Origin of the sequence: Pseudomonas sp. RL_105y_Pfl2_101 (assembly GCF_963970585.1) — a bacterium.
GTDB lineage: Bacteria > Pseudomonadota > Gammaproteobacteria > Pseudomonadales > Pseudomonadaceae > Aquipseudomonas.
Window position 1 is genome coordinate 1 of sequence record NZ_CAXAPG010000041.1, and the last position, 15,281, is coordinate 15,281.

At 57.3% G+C, this 15,281-nt stretch carries 13 protein-coding genes and 4 pseudogenes; 8 read left to right on the plus strand and 9 right to left on the minus strand.

All coding sequences use genetic code 11. From position 1 onward, the window contains the following. On the plus strand, positions 1–96 hold a 96-nt coding region (locus AACY31_RS26035; protein WP_146186410.1), incomplete at its 5' end, for an IS3 family transposase. Between the two features lie 69 nt (positions 97–165). Beyond that, positions 166–486, plus strand: coding sequence for a transposase (locus AACY31_RS26040; protein ID WP_339505332.1), 321 nt, complete (start codon positions 166–168; stop codon positions 484–486). Positions 487–1,004: 518 nt separating this feature from the next. On the opposite strand, the pseudogene AACY31_RS26045 reads toward AACY31_RS26040, so the two are convergent. Both AACY31_RS26045 and AACY31_RS26050 read right to left on the minus strand, forming a co-directional pair. Continuing rightward, positions 1,005–1,235, minus strand: a pseudogene (locus AACY31_RS26045) (transposase domain-containing protein); the annotation flags it as partial. Between the two features lie 40 nt (positions 1,236–1,275). Beyond that, positions 1,276–1,509 (minus strand): annotated as a pseudogene (locus tag AACY31_RS26050) (IS3 family transposase); the annotation flags it as partial. A 940-nt stretch (positions 1,510–2,449) separates the two neighbouring features. On the opposite strand from AACY31_RS26050, the gene AACY31_RS26055 reads away from it, so the two are divergent. Further along, a complete protein-coding gene (locus tag AACY31_RS26055; RefSeq protein ID WP_339505333.1) occupies positions 2,450–3,226 on the plus strand; it encodes a nucleotidyltransferase domain-containing protein in 777 nt (258 codons plus the stop codon). Positions 3,227–3,427: 201 nt separating this feature from the next. Here AACY31_RS26055 and AACY31_RS26060 read toward each other — a convergent pair whose 3' ends face one another. Beyond that, positions 3,428–3,964 carry a helix-turn-helix domain-containing protein gene (locus AACY31_RS26060; RefSeq protein WP_339505334.1) on the minus strand — a complete coding sequence of 179 codons (537 nt, stop codon included), beginning with the start codon at positions 3,962–3,964 and terminating at the stop codon, positions 3,428–3,430. Between the two features lie 135 nt (positions 3,965–4,099). Here AACY31_RS26060 and AACY31_RS26065 point away from each other — a divergent pair, with 135 nt between their 5' ends. From AACY31_RS26065 to AACY31_RS26075, 3 genes are all read left to right on the plus strand, one after another. Then, positions 4,100–4,882, plus strand: a complete 783-nt coding sequence (locus tag AACY31_RS26065) for an aldolase (protein ID WP_339505335.1) — start codon at positions 4,100–4,102, stop codon at positions 4,880–4,882. 37 nt (positions 4,883–4,919) lie between these two features. After that, positions 4,920–5,807, plus strand: coding sequence for a dihydrodipicolinate synthase family protein (locus AACY31_RS26070; protein ID WP_339505336.1), 888 nt, complete (start codon positions 4,920–4,922; stop codon positions 5,805–5,807). 122 nt (positions 5,808–5,929) lie between these two features. Beyond that, positions 5,930–6,649 (plus strand): type 1 glutamine amidotransferase, encoded by a 720-nt coding sequence (locus AACY31_RS26075; protein WP_339505337.1) that lies wholly within the window; start codon positions 5,930–5,932, stop codon positions 6,647–6,649. Positions 6,650–6,955: 306 nt separating this feature from the next. Here AACY31_RS26075 and istB read toward each other — a convergent pair whose 3' ends face one another. From istB to AACY31_RS26090, 3 genes and pseudogenes are all read right to left on the minus strand, one after another. Further along, positions 6,956–7,759: an IS21-like element ISPsy20 family helper ATPase IstB gene (gene istB / locus AACY31_RS26080; protein WP_339505338.1), complete on the minus strand. Its 804-nt coding sequence runs from the start codon at positions 7,757–7,759 to the stop codon at positions 6,956–6,958. Then, positions 7,752–9,251 (minus strand): IS21 family transposase, encoded by a 1,500-nt coding sequence (gene istA, locus AACY31_RS26085; RefSeq protein ID WP_339505362.1) that lies wholly within the window; start codon positions 9,249–9,251, stop codon positions 7,752–7,754. Before istA ends, istB begins: the two co-directional genes overlap by 8 nt. Positions 9,252–9,884: 633 nt before the next feature. Next, positions 9,885–10,106 (minus strand): annotated as a pseudogene (locus AACY31_RS26090) (integrase core domain-containing protein); the annotation flags it as partial. Here AACY31_RS26090 and AACY31_RS26095 point away from each other — a divergent pair. Further along, positions 10,097–10,405: pseudogene (locus tag AACY31_RS26095) on the plus strand (MFS transporter); the annotation flags it as partial. The pseudogenes AACY31_RS26090 and AACY31_RS26095 sit on opposite strands and share 10 nt — an antisense overlap. A 123-nt stretch (positions 10,406–10,528) precedes the next feature. Next, a complete protein-coding gene (locus AACY31_RS26100; RefSeq protein WP_339505339.1) occupies positions 10,529–10,783 on the plus strand; it encodes a hypothetical protein in 255 nt (84 codons plus the stop codon). A gap of 43 nt (positions 10,784–10,826) precedes the next feature. Here AACY31_RS26100 and AACY31_RS26105 read toward each other — a convergent pair whose 3' ends face one another. From AACY31_RS26105 to AACY31_RS26115, 3 genes are all read right to left on the minus strand, one after another. Then, complete coding sequence (locus AACY31_RS26105; RefSeq protein ID WP_445261580.1) at positions 10,827–12,164, minus strand: OprD family outer membrane porin; 1,338 nt, start codon at positions 12,162–12,164, stop codon at positions 10,827–10,829. Positions 12,165–12,265: 101 nt separating this feature from the next. After that, positions 12,266–13,669, minus strand: coding sequence for an amidase (locus AACY31_RS26110; protein ID WP_339505341.1), 1,404 nt, complete (start codon positions 13,667–13,669; stop codon positions 12,266–12,268). 64 nt (positions 13,670–13,733) lie between these two features. Continuing rightward, entirely contained in the window at positions 13,734–15,047 is a 1,314-nt protein-coding gene (locus AACY31_RS26115) for an MFS transporter (RefSeq protein ID WP_339505342.1), read from the minus strand. Between the last annotated feature and the right edge of the window lie 234 nt (positions 15,048–15,281).

Sequence of the window (15,281 nt, forward strand, 5' to 3'; positions counted from 1 at the left end):
GAGGACTACATACACTACTACAATCATTCGCGAATCAGGCTGAAGCTAAGTGGCCTGAGCCCTGTGGAATACAGGACTCAAGCACGGCGGGCATAGAAGGCGTCCAACATTTCGGGGTCAGATCATTTTAAAGCGGACGCGATCACCCTTATCGCCAGGATTTCCATGCGCCAACGAAGCTCCTATCCCAAACCCTTCAAGGCCCAGGTCGTGCAGGAATGCCTGAAACCCGGTGCCTCAGTTTCCAGCGTCGCCATCAGCCACGTGATTCGCAAGTGGCTGCCGATTTACCGTGATAAACCCGCCGCGCCACTTCCCGCGTTTGTACCGCTGCAACCGATGCCTAAACGGCACGCTGGTGAAGCGGTGGTCATCGCACTGCCGCTGAACGCACTGTTGCAGTACCAACAGAAGCGGTGGTTTTTAAATACTGCGACTGACGGTCAAGAAGCGAATGCGTGCGACGCTGCTGGCTATTCGGGATGAGCTGAAGCGCCGAAGTCATGAGCCCATCCGGGCTCAAGGGCAATGGCTTACTCGGGTGGTCAGGGGCTACTTCAATTACCACGCGGTGCCGGGAAACCTGATACGTCTTGGTGGTGTTCGTTCAGCGGTCTGCCGCCTATGGCGGCAAGCCCTCAAACGGCGCAGCCAGCGTAATAGGCTTCAATGGTCACGCTACGGACGCCTTGCCGACCTCGACATACCTAGACCTAGAAATGGACATCCTTACCCTGAGGATCGCTTCGCGTCACATACCCGAGGCAGGAGCCATATGCGGTAGTTCCGCACGTACGGATCTGTGCGGGGGGCGGCAGGTAACCGTCGTCCCTACCGCGACCCGCCGATAAGCGGAAAACCCCAAAATAGTGGTTGCGCGGCCATTTTCGGTTAATATTTTCTGAGAGTTCGGCGCACATTTTAAGAAAATCTTGGCGCGGTTAAGAAAATTTAGCCAACGACAGGGGAAAAAATGGGAAATCTAGTGGGTCACGCCCATTAGATCAATGCGATGGAGCTACCCACTGGTGCGGCAGCAACTGTCCAATATCACTGGCCCTCTGTATCGGCAACCGCGTAAGCACATCCTTGAGATAGCCATACGGGTCATGCCCGTTCATGAGTGCCGACTGAATCAGGCTCATGATTGCCGCAGCCCGTTTTCCGCTGCGCAACGACCCTGCGAAGAGCCAGTTTTTGCGTCCAAGCGCTCATGGCCTAATTTGGTTGTCGGGTACGGCGTTTTTCAAGGTAGTTGTCGCGTCAACCGTCTAACTATGCCGCTCTTTTCTCGACCTGTTGCTCTCGATCCGGGTTCAACAACACGGTACCGATCGGCTCCCAGTTACGCGTCCGGCCTGACCACCGCTCCGGTTTTTGCTCCTTGGCTCGTTCGTACAGTGCATGTCGTCGGGCCAAGACCTGATGGTCCAGCCCTCGATGCCGTTCGGCTGGCGTGACGAACCGGATGCGGCTATGCCGGTGTTCGTGGTTATACCAGCGCATGAAAGTAAGCGTCCGCCCAACACACCTTGTGTGATTAAACGGGCGCCCATCTTAGGTGGACACAATCGCCTTAAGCGATGGCATCAGGAAGGTGCCTTGCCCGGACGGTTACTGCCGAATAGTCAGCTCTTCACGAAAAAAAGCCCGAAGAACTTAGTGCTTCAAACCAAAGCGGTCGTAGAGCGGCTGAACTGTTTATCTTTTAACCCGCAACCATGTAGTAGGCGAGGATTCTTTGTTCTCGCGCAGATCAACGACCTTCATGAAGTCATTCGCGCGATCACTGCCAGTAATGCAACTATCTTTCTGAGAAACGATAGCTAATGCAGGCGGCACGCAGTCCGAAAGGCTGGGAAGCTAATAAGTTAACGGTTCCAAGACATCACACTGCTTCACTGAGCTGTTCTCCCTGTCCAGCCACAATTCGATCAACTGCGGGCCAACTGTCCCGAGGTCGCTCATATCCAGCTCTCCCACACGAATGACAATATCCTTCCCCTCGATCAAAAAGCGCTGGCGTATACCTACCGAGCTGCCGGTCGCCGGGTCCCAGGGATAGAGCAGCAGAATTGAGTTGCATCGATACCAGTCCCTTTAGACAGGTGGAACGAAACGATGCAATTTGCCCGTCTGTCGGCGAGCCTCCAATCAAGCAGCGTATCTGACTCGCAGCGCCCTTGGCGACCTGATGACCGACAGCTAACGCTGGGCGATATTGCTATGCCTGAGTCAAGCGACTAAAAGCGAAACTGCACTCCACTTGACCAGGCGTTTGCATTCGATCAGACCACCGATTGCATCGGATTTGACCAGCACGCTTAGTAAAACATGATCGGTAGAGAGCTGCCCATTGCTGCCGCTGGCGACAGGCAGTCATCGGCCAAAAGCAGTCACTATTGGCTCTGTTAAAGTAGCGCTCTGAACACAACTCACGGACGGCTTCATGGAACGATTCCATCCTCGTGGCATTGATGCAGACGGTTATATCCTCACCGTGTCCAACGTCGAGATGCAGCCACAGTTTCAGGATTTACTGGTGGACGTTTGCATGACGCTCGCGCGGTCGGAACCTCTGCTAGATGGGATTTATCTTTATGGCAGCGTCGCTAGAGGCGACGCCGTGCCGGGGGTTTCTGACCTTGACCTAACCCTTGTTCTGCACAGCCCTCCTACGTCGCAGGATCTCGAAATGCTCGAGTCGAAAAAGCGAACGCTGGAAAGTCAGCATACCGAAGTCACCAAGATCGATTTCGACATCGGTAGTCGTTCTGAAGCATTGGCGGCCAACAATCGATTGAGCTGGGGTTATTGGCTGAAGCATCACTGTCGTTGCTTATGGGGGAATGATCTGGCCAAGCGCTTCGACCGGTTCAAGCCGTCGCGTGATATCGCCATTGCCGTGAATGGTGACTTTGAATCCGTACTGACCCGGTATGCCGATCTTATCGATCATGCGACCACACCGACGCAATCCCTACGCCTGCAACGCGAAGCCTCGCGCAAACTCATCCGGTCAACTCAAGTACTTCGTTCTGAACAGGACCTGATGTGGCCGCAAACACTGGAGGAGCATATCGAGCTATTTGTTCAGCATTACCCATGCATGAGAATGCAGATCTCTTTTTTCTTGTCCCAGGCAAGGAGCCCGTACGCTAAGCCAAAAGAGTTTACGACTCAGCTCCATAATTTTTTGACCTGGATGGCTACAGAAACCGGTTGAATCCACAGTGGATTGCAGCCCTTCTCGACAGGCAGAAATCGGCCAAAAGCTGCCTGTCGCTTCCATGTTCAGGCCATTTTTGCACGTCAACCAGGCTCCCAGAAAGGCTGGTGAAGAAACGGGTATCCGAACTGATTTCGACGTTAAACGTTTTTAGCTAACGCCGCCGTGTGACACCCAGATCTGATCGAACCCTGGCGTCTAATCCGAGCTATGTACGACTACGAGCAACTCTGCTTGCTCGTCAGAAACTGTGCGCAAACGGTGAGATTTCTGCGCATTGAAATGCAGGGCGTCGCCTTCATCCAGGGTCTGCCGTTCGTTACCGAAATCGACTTCGACACGGCCACGAACCACGTAGATGAACTCTTCTCCCAGGTGTTCCTTGAAGGCGGACTGGCCAAACGAGCGTGGCGGATAGACCAGAAATGGCAACAACGCCCGATGACCGATATGGCGCGCCAGCGGTACGTGAGTCGCTGGTACACCACCATCATTGGCCTCGCGCTGCTGGCGTCGAACCAGGCTGTAGCCTTCGGCGGGCACCGCTTCGGTGCTGAACAACTCTTCGGCTTGGGCATTCAATGCCTTGGCCAGTTTAAGCGCCACCGCAATGGAGGGCGAACTCACACCTCGCTCCACCTTCGACAGGTAGCTCTTGGTCAATCCGGTTTGCCCGGCCAGCTGCTCCAGGGTTATCCCCATCTTCTTACGCAAAATTCTCAGCTGCACCGCCATCCAACGCCGTTCCTTGAAAAATAATGACACTTGGCTTGATTGTGACACACGGTGTCATTACGATCACTCTGTGTCCTTGAGAGTCGTTGCAGCGACTCCTTGGCAATTTGAACTGTTTTCGACCAGGTAATGACCGTGACCACGACCATGCAGACCCCGAAGGATCAGCTCGTCACCCTCGCTGAGAAGCAAATGGTGACGACACTGATCGATAACGAATATACCCCGAGACAGAAGCTTGCACTCACCTGTCGAATTCTTTTTGACGGCGGCCATGACTCAGGGCTGGCCGGGCAGATCACCGCCCGCGCCGAAATGCCAGGCAGCTATTATACGCAGCGCCTGGGCCTGGGCTTTGATGAGATTTCCGGGTCGAACCTGCTGGTGGTCGATGAAGACCTCAAGGTGCTTAAGGGCCAAGGCATGGCAAACCCCGCCAATCGCTTTCACAGCTGGCTCTACCGGGCTCGCCCGGATGTGAATTGCATCATCCATACGCACCCACTGCACAGCGCCACGCTGTCGATGCTGGAAGTGCCGCTCGCAGTTTCCCATATGGACATCTGCCCGCTTTTCGACGACTGCGCCTTTCTCAAGGATTGGCCAGGCATTCCGGTGGGCAATGAAGAAGGCGAAATTATTTCCAAGGCTATCGGTGACAAGCGCGCCATCTTGCTTTCCCACCATGGCTTGCTGATTGCGGGCGGCTCGATTGAAGAAGCTTGCGTTCTCGCGCTGCTGTTTGAACGTGCGGCCAGGATGCAATTGCTCGCCATGAGCGCAGGGGAGATTCGCCCCATTCCCGAAGCGTTAGGCAAAGAGGCTCACGACTGGATCTCCACCCCGAAACGCCACGGCGCCGCATTCAGCTATTACGCCCGGCGTGCACTGCGTGCCCACGGCGACTGCCTGGCCTGATCGTCCCTACACCATAAAAATCGCAAAGGTGCCTTGTATGTCTACTTCTGTAATTCGTGGCGTTATCGGCTATACCATCACCCCGTTCGCGACAGACGGCTCACTGGACCTGACTGCCTTGGGGCAATCGATCGACAAGCTGATCGCTTCCGGCGTGCATGCCATCGCACCGCTGGGAAGCACCGGGGAAGGCGCCTATCTTTCCGATCAGGAATGGGAGTCGGTGGTCCGCTTCAGCCAAGAGAAAATTGCTGACCGAGTGCCGACTGTGGTCAGCGTTTCAGACCTGAGCACGGCGCGTACCGTACAGCGTGCTCAACTGGCTGAAGCTTGTGGTGCCACGGCTGTGATGGTACTTCCAGTCTCTTACTGGAAGCTGACCGATACGGAAATAGTGGACCATTACAAGGCTGTAGGCGCAGCCATCAACATCCCGATCATGCTCTACAACAATCCTGGCACCAGTGGCACTGACCTGTCGGTCGAACTGATCCTGCGCATTCTGAGCGAAGTGAAGAATGTCACCATGGTCAAGGAAAGCACTGGCGACATTCAACGCATGCACCGCCTGTTCAAGGCAACAGATGGCAGGGTGGCCTTCTACAACGGCTGCAACCCTTTGGCCCTGGAGGCGTTGGTTGCCGGTGCGACGGGTTGGTGTACTGCCGCCCCCAACCTCATTCCCACGCTGAACCTGGCGCTGTGGGAGGCTGTTCAGAACGGCCAGATGGAAGAAGCGCGCACGTTGTTTTATCGCCAGTACGAAATGCTGGAATACATCACTCGTCGCGGCCTGCCGACCACTATCAAGGCAGGTTTGAAAATGCAGGGGCTTGATGTCGGCGGCCCCCGCCTTCCACTTCAACCGCTCGATACTCAAGGCTGCATCTTCCTGAAAGAGCTGCTGGACGAGTTGGCATCGTAGTCGCTGGTCGAAGCGGCGTATGAGGCGTTCGCTGCCTACAGGGCAGCGAGCGTTGTTATTTTCGTGATTGCGAAAGCGCGATCACCGTAGACCTAAAAATCTAGAAGCCGAGGGTAAAAACGTTGAAAGTCCATTTCGTGATGCACGAGTCCTTCGAAGCACCCGGTGCATTTGAGGACTGGGTAAAAGCTCACGGTTACCAAGCCACCTATTCCCGCGTCTACCAACATGATGTCCTGCCAGATACCGCAGAATCGTTCGACCTTTTGGTGGTGTTAGGTGGCCCGCAAGATCCGGCGACTACGCTGGAGCAATGTCCGCATTTCAATGCCTTGGCCGAGCGCGAACTCATTAGCAAAGCCATCTCGGCCCGGCGGGCTGTGGTTGGTGTTTGTCTGGGGTCGCAATTGATCGGGGAAGCACTGGGCGCCACTTTCAACCACAGCCCCGAAAAGGAAATTGGCAAGTTCCCGATTTACTTAACCCAAGAGGGTTTGGCTAATCCGAAGTTTTTGCACTTCGGGGAAACCCTGGAAGTCGGCCATTGGCACAATGACATGCCAGGACTCACTCAGGACGCCAAGATCATTGCCCACAGCGAGGGCTGCCCGCGTCAAATCGTTGAATACAGCCCGCTGGTGTACGGTTTTCAATGCCATATGGAACTCACCAAAGACCTCGTGGAATTGCTGATCCAGGCATCGGAGGCGGAACTGATAACGCTCACTGACCGGCGTTTTGTTCAGCAGCCAGCCGCGCTGCGGGCTAACGATTACGATGAGATGAACCAGAAGCTATTCGTATTTTTGGACAAGCTCGTTGCCGATTACCAGGCCGAGTAGCGACTTAAGACAACGCCGCTGTTTAGGAGACAGTGGCGTTTGTGTGCCAGCAACGACACGCAGCTTTGGGTCGCACGCTGCCCTTCGCGACGCGTCCCGAAGGGATGCTCAACGGTCCGTTTTCGGACTCGCATCATCTCTGGTGTGTTGGCGCTGATTGAAAACTGACCCACCCTGCCGATTGAAAATTGACCCAGGACGGATTGCTGATTTCTGTCCCAGCAATTGTGGATAAGCTTAGCAGCAGTGTTCCGATTAAAGATGCATCAAGCCCCACCGCATGCAGCAGGGCATTTATGGTGCGGATCAAAATGGCTCATCGTCCTCGATATCATTTCTGTCCTTTCGCTTTCGTTCGCGTGTTTTGATCTTTGTCTGGGCAGCCAATGTGCTGTGTTGCAGGCGGTAAGACTCGTTGCCTGTTTCAACGATATGGCAGTGGTGTGTCAGCCGATCCAGCAGCGCCGTAGTCATTTTGGCGTCGCCAAACACACTCGACCATTCCGAGAAGCTGAGGTTGGTGGTGATGACCACGCTGGTGTGTTCGTACAGTTTGGACAGCAGGTGAAATAACAGGGCACCGCCGCTTTGACTGAAGGGCAAATACCCCAGCTCATCCAGTATCACCAGGTCTGTTCGTAGCAGTCCCTGGGCGATTCGGCCTGCCTTACCATCGTACTTTTCACGCTCCAGCAGATTGACCAGATCCACCGTGGAGAAAAAGCGCACGCGTTTGTTGTGGGCCGTAATTCCGGATACAGCCAAGGCACTGGCCAGGTGTGTTTTCCCGGTTCCAGGGCCGCCGATGAACACGACATTCTGCGCGGTTTCAGTGAACGCTAAGCTGGATAGATCGCTGACCAGCCGGGCATCAGCGCTGGAAGCGCTGAAGTCAAAGCCAGCTAAGTCACGGTGCATGGGGAGTTTTGCCATGTTCATCTGATGGTTCACCGAGCGCACCGCGCGATCCGCATGTTCCTGCTGGAGCAGATGTTCCAGCAGCCATTTCGATGAAGCCGTCGACGCTGTTCCTTGAGATACCAGTTCTTCCCAAGCACTGGCCATGCCGTGCAGGCGCAGTTCTTTGAGTTCAGTCATCAGGTCACGCATTGCGATTCTCCTCATCGGTCGTACGGAGCCGGTCGTAGCGCGCCGTATTGGCAACAGGCGCGACCTTGAGTTGCAGGCTGGTTTCTACACAGGGAGGTGGTGCGGTGGAGGTCAGGCGGGCAAGGACATTGAGGATGTGATCGGCGCTCAGACTTCCCGACTCAAGTACCAGTTCCACCGCCACCAGCACAGGTTCGAGACCTGCAATTGGCACAGCAGCCAGTACCTGCATCATGATTCGATCACCGTTGGTGTGACGCCTCAGTCCTCGTTTGAGAACCCGTAACGGTTTTGGCAGATCAGCAAATGGCGCGCCATTGCGCAGTGCACCAGGCTTGCGTTCGATGAGTGGGATGTAGTGCTGCCAGTCAAAACTGACCTGATCTCGATCAAAGAGGCGCTCATGGCTGGCGATCACCGTTTCGTCGGCAATGACCACGACCCGCGAAGGGTACAAACGGCTGCTGACCCACTGACCAACACGCTCGCAAGGCACCGAATAACGATTGCGCGCCACGCTGATCAGGCAGGTGCTAGAGACACGGACGGTGCGTTCCACGTAGCCATCAAAGGCCGTCGGCATCGGCATCATTTCAGCCTGCTCCAGCTCCAGGACTTCTGCCACCGTCAAACCGTTGTACTGCGGATGTACAAGTTCGGCCCAGAGCGTACGACAGCGTTGGCCGAGCCAGACGTTCAGCTCCTCGAAGGTATGGAACATGCAGTTTTGAGCATCGAGCCAGATTCGTCTCCGGCTGTCCTGCACGTTCTTTTCGACGATGCCTTTCTCCCAGCCAGAGGCCACGTTGCAGAAGTCCGGATCGAACAGATAGTGCGCGCACATCACGGAAAACCGGGCGTTGACCGTGCGGCCTTTGCCTTTGTTGACCTTGTCGACAGCCGTTTTCATGTTGTCGTAGATGCCGCGACGTGGCACGCCACCCAACGCTCCAAACGAACGGGTATGGGCATCAAACAGCATCTCGTGGCCTTGGCTGGGGTACGCAACCAACCAGAATGCGAGACTGGCGCACAGCTTCATGTGGGAGACCTGGATACGTCGAAACAGGCCACCGATCAGCAGACTCTCTTCGCTCCAGTCAAATTGAAACGCCTCGCCGAGCGCAAAAGTCAGCGGTACAAAAGCGCGTAAAGACTTGCCTTGCTCACCTCGCCAAGAGCGTACAAACGCCGTGAGCTGGCTGTAGCCGCCGTCGTAACCCTCGGCCTTGATCTGCTCGAAAAGCGCTTTGGCGCTCCTGCGGTTGTGTTTTGGCCGGAACGAATCGGCCTTGAGCGCCTGTTCCAGCGTCTCGTGGAAAGGGCTGAGTTTGTTGAAGGTTGCGCACCGTTGGTACGCCGGTTGAGTGGCTTCGGGCGCTCTGACCCATTTTCGGATGGTGTTTCTAGAAAGCCCGGTACGCTTGGCTATCTGATGCAGCGAGAGCTTGTCGCGGAAGTACATCCGCCGGATTTTCCCCAACATTTCCATGCTGATCACCCTGTGTTCTCCTGCTCAAAAAGTGAGCAGAAGCAGTTGAACACCTGGGTCAGTTTTCAGTCGGCAGAACAGCCTCTACTGGGTCAGTTTTCGGTCAGCGGCAACAGTCAGTGCTTTGCTGGAGGCGCTTGCCGCTGGTTTGGTGCCGTCTGGTAGCAAAACCCACTGACTGCTTTTGGCCGATTGTTGCCTGACAGCAAAGGCTACTATCGACCCAGGCTGTATGAAAACGCATGCACCGTTTTGTAGTCTGCGTTGCTACGTAAAATCTGTCGGCGTTTGGTAAGTTACCAGACCTGAATTTTACGTAGGAACGTGATTTTCGCTCCGATTCTGACGGGTAGATTTGCTCTAAAACGTTTTCACACAGCCTGGACCCAAAGTGGACTGTGAGCACTGGAAAAAATTAGAGACCAGTGGATGTTGGGCTGCGGCTACGAAACCCGGGGCGACTCACTCTGAGGAAGTCACTGGCACCATCGTTCGGGTCAACGATACGTTCGCAACCCCAAAAACTGGGGATATCCTCTTGTGACTGAGGTCGGACTTTTCGCAGTGTAAGCAAAGACTTCAGTCGCCAAGAACCTTGGACTTGCCCCTTCAAAACCGGACACCTACTCCCCGTTAAATTGATGCGGCTGCCAAGCGCCTGAACTCCCTCGGCGAGCGATAGTTCAAGGCGCTGTGCGGATGCTGCTCGTTGTAGTGTTCGAAGGCAATTGCCAGGTTGCGCAACGCCGTTTCCCGATCCGGTTTGGGCATATGCCTCACGTAATCGCGCTTGATCGTCTTCACGAAGCTCTCGGCCATGCCGTTGCTCTGTGGGCTGCGTACCGGGGTGGTCACCGTTCACCTTGATCCTGCCTCACGTCGACCTGTTCTGGACCAGCATCTTGAGCGTAGTGATTGGCTTCATCCTGGCCTCGGCATTCTCGGCCATCGTGGTCTACGCGCAAGAACTGGTGCCGGGTAATGTCGGCATGATCGCCGGGGTATTCTTCGGTCTGATGTTCGGTTTCGGCGGGATCGGTGCGGCGCTACTGGGGTATTTGGCGGACATTCACGGCATTGAATACGTGTACAGGCTGTGTTCGTTCTTACCATTGTTCGGGGTGTTGGCGATTTTTTTGCCAAGGACCCGAAAGCCTGAGCAGAACCCTCATGAGGCAAAGGCGCTGACGATCCCGTCGGCGCTTTTTTTTGCGTTCAGATTCGCCACGTCACGGGCCAAGGCACTAGACGAGGCGATCCTGTGACTGGGGACCGTGATGCCGCCGGCGTTTCTGCGCGACGCCACCCGGCGAATGGGCGCGCAGGCTGTGGAGCTGGAGTCTCTGCTGGCAGAGCTGTTGCGCAATGTTCAGCGTACCGAAAACGTGCCCGGCTTCGGTCTGTGCAAGACCTGCCGTTTCCATCAGCACGTCACCGGTGCACCTTTTTGCGGGCTGACTCAGGAGCCGTTGGCTCACACCGATATCGAATTGATTTGCCGGGAGCATGAATTCGCCAGCCAGACGTCGTGAGGTGTTTCTGGTCGATAGCAGTTTGCGCCGACTCTGTGCCGTCTCAAAAAATCCGCACTGGCAGATTCACCACCAGGCGGATCTCGTCGTAGCTACCGTCGATCTGCCCGCCCGTGGCTCGATGGTTGTAGACGATGGTGCGAAACACCGCGTTCTTCAGCGGGCCGGATTGCACCACGTATGCTGCCATCAAACCGTTTTCATCGTGTTTGGCGTTGTCCAGGCCCCGCACGTTGTAACCGGTATTGCGCCCGTTACGGTCGCCGCTGTAATGGGTGCCGTCGATGTCCCAGCCCTTGGCGTGCCACAGGCTGGTAGTCAGGCCCGGCACACCAAAGGACGCCAGGTCCAGGTCGTAGCGCAGTTGCCAGGACTTCTCGTTCGGCCCGTTGTAGTCCGAGTACAACGAGTTGGCCATGTAATTGCCCGTGGACTCCCAGACATAGTCGAAGTACTCGTCGCCGAACACCTGCTGCCAGGCCAGGGTCAGGCTGTGGGCCAGGTGCGATGCGGTGAACGCCAGGCTGAAGGCATCGTTGTCGATATAGCCCAGGTGTTGCTCACCCTGGTCCTCGGTATGGTAGTAATTCAGCGCGGTCTTGAGCGCCACCTGACGCCGATCCCCGCTCAGTTGGGTCAATCCCAGATAGGTCTGCTGCCACATGTCCTCGAAGCGTGAAGCGTAGAGGCTGACGTCCAGGCCATCAGGGGTTTTGGCCACACCGCCGAGGTAGGAAATACGCGATCCCGAATACGCCCGGTTGCCGAAGGTGGTGGTGAGCTTCTCGCTGCCGGTACCGGTGCGTGGAATCGCCCGTTCGAAGCTGCCCGCCTGCAACGACAGCCAATCGAGTTCGTTGCTGAACAGGCCTACGCCCTGAAAGCTCGAGGGCAAGGCGCGATTGTCCTTGTAGCGCAGGATCGGATTGTCGGTGAGCAAGCGCCCGGCCTTTATTTCAGTGCTGGAAAAACGCAGCCGCAGATCACCGACACCCAATCGGCTCCAGGTCGGCAGTGCATCGCCATCGCTGTCCACCAGCACCCGATCGCCACCATTGGCGACACGTCCGTGTCCGCGCTCCAGGTTCACAGCACTGAACAATGAGGCATCCAGCCCGAAGCCGACCGGTCCATGGGTATATCCGGAGCTGTAGTTGAGCATCGCGGTCTGTACCCAGGTTTCACGGAGGCGGGTCGGCTCCAGACCATCGGCTTTCTTGATCCCCAGGTAGGTAGAGCGTCGAGTGTGCTGGTTGGCATAGTAATGACGCAAGTTCAGCCCCAGATGGCTGCCGTCGATAAAGCCCTGGGCCTCGGCTTGCGTGGCCAGAACTTCGTCCGCGCTGGCAATCAAAGGGCTGCCGACGGCTACTCCGGCCATCAGAAGTACACGAAAATCCATTTCGATAAGCCTTTAGAGGAAAAAAACCAGGCGCACGCTGCCACTCCAGGCACCGTTTGCGCTGGGGGCGACACGACGCTTCAGCGAGACGGCGGGCTGGGCCAGTGCCGAATCGTGCCGCGCCAGTTTTCATAGGTCTTGCCGAGCTGAAGCAGCCATTGGTCAGCGAAGCGCGGGGCGACCATCTGCAGGCCGATCGGCATGCCTTGGTCGGTAAAGCCACAGTTGATCGACAGCGCCGGCTGCTCACCCATGTTCCACGGCACGGTGAAGACGATGTGCTCGAACGGCAGGTGCGGGTCATTGGTGGGCGAGGCCCATTCAGCCGCAAAGGCACTGACCTGATTGGTCGGTGACAACACCAGGTCGACATCACGAAAGACCTCGGCCGCCCGGCGCCGGATTTCGAACGTCTGGTTGAACCCCTCCATCGCCTGCAGGGCGGTCAGGTTCTCGGCTGTTGCCGCCCACTCGCGAATGTAGGGCAAGACCTGATCGAGTCGCTCGGGGCTCAGGGCTTGCAACTGACTCCACTGCCGCGCCCGCCAGAAATGATCCAGGCCCTGGAGCACGGCACGATCCATCAACGGCTTGATCTGACGCACCTGGGCGCCCTGTATTTCGAACAGGCGAGCTGCTTCCAGGATCGCCGAGCGCACCTGTTCATCCGGCTGAATACCGCAGCCGGGGTCGAGCATCAGACCGATTTTCAACCCTTGGACCGACAACCGTCCCAGTCCCCAATCGCCTTGTTCCGGTAGCAGGCTGGTGGCATCGCGTGCATCGGGACGAGACAGGTAGCGCATCATCAGTGCGCAGTCGTCCATGCTGCGGGTCATGGGCCCGGCACAACGGCCGGTGTAATACGGGTCGATGGGGATTCGCCCGAGTGTCGGCTTGAATCCCACCAGGGCGCACCAGGCCGAGGGCAAGCGAACCGAACCGCCGATATCGGTGCCGACATGCAGCGGACCGTAGCCGGCCGCTGCCGCCGCCGCAGCGCCGGCACTGGAGCCACCGGGATTGTTCGCCAGGTTCCAGGGATTGCGTGTCACGCCGTGGAAACTCGATAGCCCCGACGACAACATGCCGTAGTCCGGCACCGTAGTCTTGCCCAGGATAATCGCCCCGGCCTCGCGCATTCGCGCCGCCGGTGGAGCGTCGACCGTGGCCGGGATCAACTCGGTGGCGGCGCAGCCCAGGGGAATGCAGTCGCCTTCTGTCGCGATCAACTCTTTGAGCGTCACCGGCAGGCCATCGAGCAGACCCTGGGGCTGGCCCCGGCTCCAGCGCTCGCTGGCGGCGGCTGCCTGGTCCCGGACTCGTTGCGGGTCAAAGGCGTACAACGCGTTAAGATGCGGCTCCCAGCGCTCGATGTGGGCCAGCAAATGGTCGTAGTACTCCAGGGGCGACAGCTCCTTGCTGGCAAACAACGCCAACAGTTGTACCGCCGGTAGATCATGCAAATCGTTGACGCAGCTCATGCCGAAAGCCGTCCTTTGAAACTCAGGGGCAAGCGCCGCGACCGACGCCGAAAAAGGGCCAGACTCAGGCGCTTGGAACCACCGAAACGTCAGTCGGCGACGACGAGCGAAAGCCGAAGAACAATGCCATGAGAGCCCCGACGGCCCCCATGATCACGCAATAACCTACGCAGACCCAAGGGCTCCACGGCATCAGCCCGATCAGCAGCAGCGGTGTGGTACTGGCCCAGAGTGCGTAGGCAATGTTGTAGGTAAAGGAGATGCCGGACACCCGGATCCGGGGCGGAAACAACGCCACCATCACCGAGGGCACCGCGCCCACTACGCCGCAGGTCAGGCCGGCCAGCGCATAGGCCATGCTGATCCAGTAGCCGCCACTGATCAGGCTGCCGTAGAGCACCGCCGTTCCTACCGGCAGCAGCAGGCTATAGACCAGCACCGCGCGCCAGGCGCCGATCCGGTCCACCAGCAATCCCGCCAGCACACAGCCGATATTCAGGAACACAATGCCCAGGCTGCTCAGTGCGAAGGTGTGGCTGGTACTCATGCCAAAGCTCTTCTGCATGACGGTTGGGGTGATCACCACCAGTACCACCACCGCCGAGGTCAGTACGCAGGTCAGGAGCATCGCTGGCAGGATGGACTGGCGATAATCGCGCAGCACCGTCCGCAACGGCAGCTCTGCATCCGCCTCACGTCGCGCCTGCAAGGCCATGAACACCGGCGTTTCGCTCAGCCAGCGCCGCAGCCAGACCCCGATCACCCCGAATACGCCGCCCAGCAGGAAGGGGAAACGCCAGGCGAAGTCGAGGATTTCGGCAGGGCTGTAGATCCGCGCCAGCAAGGTCGCGGTCAGTGCCCCCAGCAGATAGCCGAATGTCAATCCGGCCTGCAGCACACCCAGGGCATAGCCACGATGCCCGACCGGGGCATGCTCGGCCACGAACACCCAGGCGCTCGGCACTTCGCCGCCCACCGCGGCACCTTGCAGCACCCGCAACAGCAGCAGGATCAAGGGAGCCCAGTAACCGATCTGTTCATAGGTCGGCATGATCCCGATCAACAGGCAGGGCAGGGCCATCATCAGGATGCTCAGGCTGAATACCCGCTTGCGTCCCACACGGTCAGCGAAGTGCGCCATCAGGATGCCGCCCAGGGGGCGCGCCAGATAGCCGGTGACGAAAATCCCGAAGCTTTGCAGCAAGCGCAGCCACTCAGGCATCTCTGGCGGAAAGAACAACTGGCTGAGGGTCAGGGCGAAGAACACAAAGATGATGAAGTCGTAGATTTCCAGTGCACCACCCAGCGCCGCCAGGCCCAGGGTCTTGTAGTCAGACCGGGAAAAACGACGGGATTGTGGATAAATATGGGCCGTCATAAAGGGACTCTAAACAGGCATTCATGAAAACTCGCGACTGAAACGGCATTCGAAACCATTCCCCTGAACAGGTGGTGCCGTTCGAATAATGCGCTCAGACAGATAGCTGGCAATGGTCCATCGAATTGCCGGGGGGGACAACCAGGCAATGCACCTGGGTTGCTTTTTAGCGCAAATCTGTACATTGAGTTTTCTTACGTTTAACCAATAATCGGGCACCTCCCTACCCAGGAT